The organism is Streptomyces sp. NPDC054841 (assembly GCF_053611045.1).
This window is the reverse complement of sequence record NZ_JBSGZO010000786.1, coordinates 1-2,328: the sequence shown is the minus strand read 5'-3', so window position 1 is coordinate 2,328 and position 2,328 is coordinate 1. Positions and strand designations below refer to the sequence as shown.

3 protein-coding genes are annotated in these 2,328 nt (G+C 67.9%); 1 reads left to right on the top strand and 2 read right to left on the bottom strand.

Translation table 11 applies throughout. The annotated features are described in order from the left end of the window. Nucleotides 1-13: 13 nt before the first annotated feature. Together ACWGI8_RS43195 and ACWGI8_RS43190 are read right to left on the bottom strand one after the other, a co-directional pair. Nucleotides 14-322 carry an antibiotic biosynthesis monooxygenase family protein gene (locus tag ACWGI8_RS43195; protein WP_453668976.1) on the bottom strand — a complete coding sequence of 103 codons (309 nt, stop codon included), beginning with the start codon at nt 320-322 and terminating at the stop codon, nt 14-16. Between the two features lie 131 nt (nt 323-453). Further along, nucleotides 454-1,665, bottom strand: a complete 1,212-nt coding sequence (locus tag ACWGI8_RS43190; protein ID WP_453668974.1) for an LCP family protein — start codon at nt 1,663-1,665, stop codon at nt 454-456. Between the two features lie 119 nt (nt 1,666-1,784). Here ACWGI8_RS43190 and ACWGI8_RS43185 point away from each other — a divergent pair. Continuing rightward, the coding region (locus ACWGI8_RS43185; protein WP_453668972.1) for an acyl-CoA thioesterase at nt 1,785-2,328 on the top strand (544 nt) is incomplete at its 3' end.

Below are 2,328 nucleotides of genomic sequence, written 5' to 3'. Positions count from 1 at the left end.
GTTCTGGCCGGTCTCAGACCGCCCTGGCCAGCTCGAAGCTCCCGGTGTTCATGTCCGTGCAGAGCGCCCGGCAGGCGGCGAAGAGGCCTTCGAACTCCGGGTGGCTCCGCCAGGACTTGAGGGAGTCGAGGTCGCGCCACGACGAGAACGAGACGAAGTGCGTGGGGTCGTGCCGGTCGCGGATGAGCCGTGCCCAGAGGAATCCGTCGACGGACTCTCTGGTCCAGGTCAGGAACTCCGTCCAGCGTTCCAGGAACTCATCGGCCTTCCCGTCGGCCACCTGCCAGTTCCCCGAGGCCCAGTACCGGCTGACGTCCGCCATCGCGCTCACCGCATCCATGATCGCCGTATTGGCAGCGTAGGGCGGTCAGGAGGGGCGCGCGAGGCGGACGCCGGTGGGGCTGGGACCTGTCTGTCTTCTGGATCAGGACCTGGTTCCCGGTTGGATCAGGCTCAGTTCCCGGTGACGGTGACCTTCTCGTCGTTCTTGATCTGGTTCACGAGCTGCCTGACCTTTTCCTTGTCCCAGACCAGGTTGCCGCCGCGACTGCCCGAGATCGGCATGTTCAGGGATGTGCCGTCGCCGCCGTTGATGCCCTTCATCGCGAAGAACATCTCGCCGAGGTCGAACAGCGACATGTCCTTGTCGACGACCAGCGTGTCCAGGCCGGAGCCGAGCGTCGGGTAGAGCTTGAACGGGTTGAGGATCGTGCCGGGCGTCGCGGCCTGGTTGGCGAGGGCCGCGAGGAACTTCTGCTGGTTCTTCGTACGGTCCAGGTCACTGCCCGCGAAGGCGTAGCGGGTGCGGACGAAGGCCAGGGCCTGCTCGCCGTTGAGGGTCTGCTTGCCGGCCTGGAAGTCGGCGCCGGAGTTCTTGTCCTTGAAGGCCTTCGGGATGTCCATCTCGACACCGCCGAGGGAGTCCACGATGTTCGCGAAGCCGGCGAAGCCGATCTCCGCGTAGTGGTCGATCCGCAGGCCGGTGTTGTGCTCGACGGTACGGACCAGCAGCTCGGGGCCGTCCTCCGCGTACGCCGCGTTGAGCTTCACCCGGCGGCCCTGGGCCGGGAAGGTCTTGCCGGACTCCGAGCCCACGAAGGACGGTATCTCCACGTCCGAGTCGCGGGGGAGCGAGATCATGGTGTTCCCGCTGCCGCAGGCCGCGAGGATCATCATCGAGTCGGTGCGCTTGCCGTCGGCCGAACCCGTGTGCAGCTTCTTCTTCTCCTCGGCCGTCATGCCCTCACGGCTGTCGGAGCCGACGATCAGATACGTCGTGCAGTCGCCCTCCTCCGGCCGGTCGATGACCTTGGAGAGGTCGACCTCGCGGCGCATCTTGGAGTCGGCCCAGAAGTAGGTGCCTATGGACACACCGAGCACGGCGACGAGCACGACGGCCGACCCGACCTTGAGGCGGCGGCGCCAGTCGGGCGCCGGGCGGTAGTCCCCGGGGGGCGCGGCGTAGCCATCGCGACCGCCGCCCCCCGGCGGCGAGCCGTAGACCTGGCCCGTGTTGTAGCCGCTGTCGTACGGGGTGCCGTACCCGTCGTCGTACCCCTGCGACTGCTGCTGCGGAACGGGTCGTCGCTGCACATGGCGCATCGCACGAGCACCCTCGGGTGCACCGTGGCTGCCGCGTCCGTATCCATCGGGCCAATCATTCATGCGGAACAGTGTGCAGGTGGGATCCGCTCGACTGACAGGGCGGGTGAGAAATCGCACCGGGGCTGTTGCGAACCTGATGCAATGCATCAGTGCGCAGGTCCGCGCATAGGGTGGACGGCATGACAGATCAGGCCCAGCGCTCGGAGGGCGATATTCCGGGTAAGCCCACCTCGGCTTCGCGTACGACCCTCAGCCACATCATGACCGGCAGTGACACCAACCTCCTCGGGACCGTGCACGGCGGCGTGATCATGAAACTGGTGGACGACGCGGCGGGGGCCGTCGCCGGCCGGCACTCGGGCGGGCCCGCGGTCACCGCCTCCATGGACGAGATGGTCTTCCTGGAGCCGGTCAGAGTCGGGGATCTGGTCCACGTGAAGGCACAGGTCAACTGGACCGGCCGGTCCTCGATGGAGGTCGGCGTGCGCGTGCTGGCCGAGCGCTGGAACGAGTCGACGCCCGCGACTCAGGTCGGCTCCGCGTATCTGGTCTTCGCCGCCGTCGACGCGGACGGCAAGCCGCGCCAGGTGCCTCCGGTGGTCCCGGAGACGGAACGCGACAAGCGCCGCTACCAGGAGGCGCAGATCCGGCGCACCCACCGGCTGGCCCGCCGCCGCGCGATCAAGGAGCTGCGGGAGAAGCGGGTGGCGGACGGCCTGGACG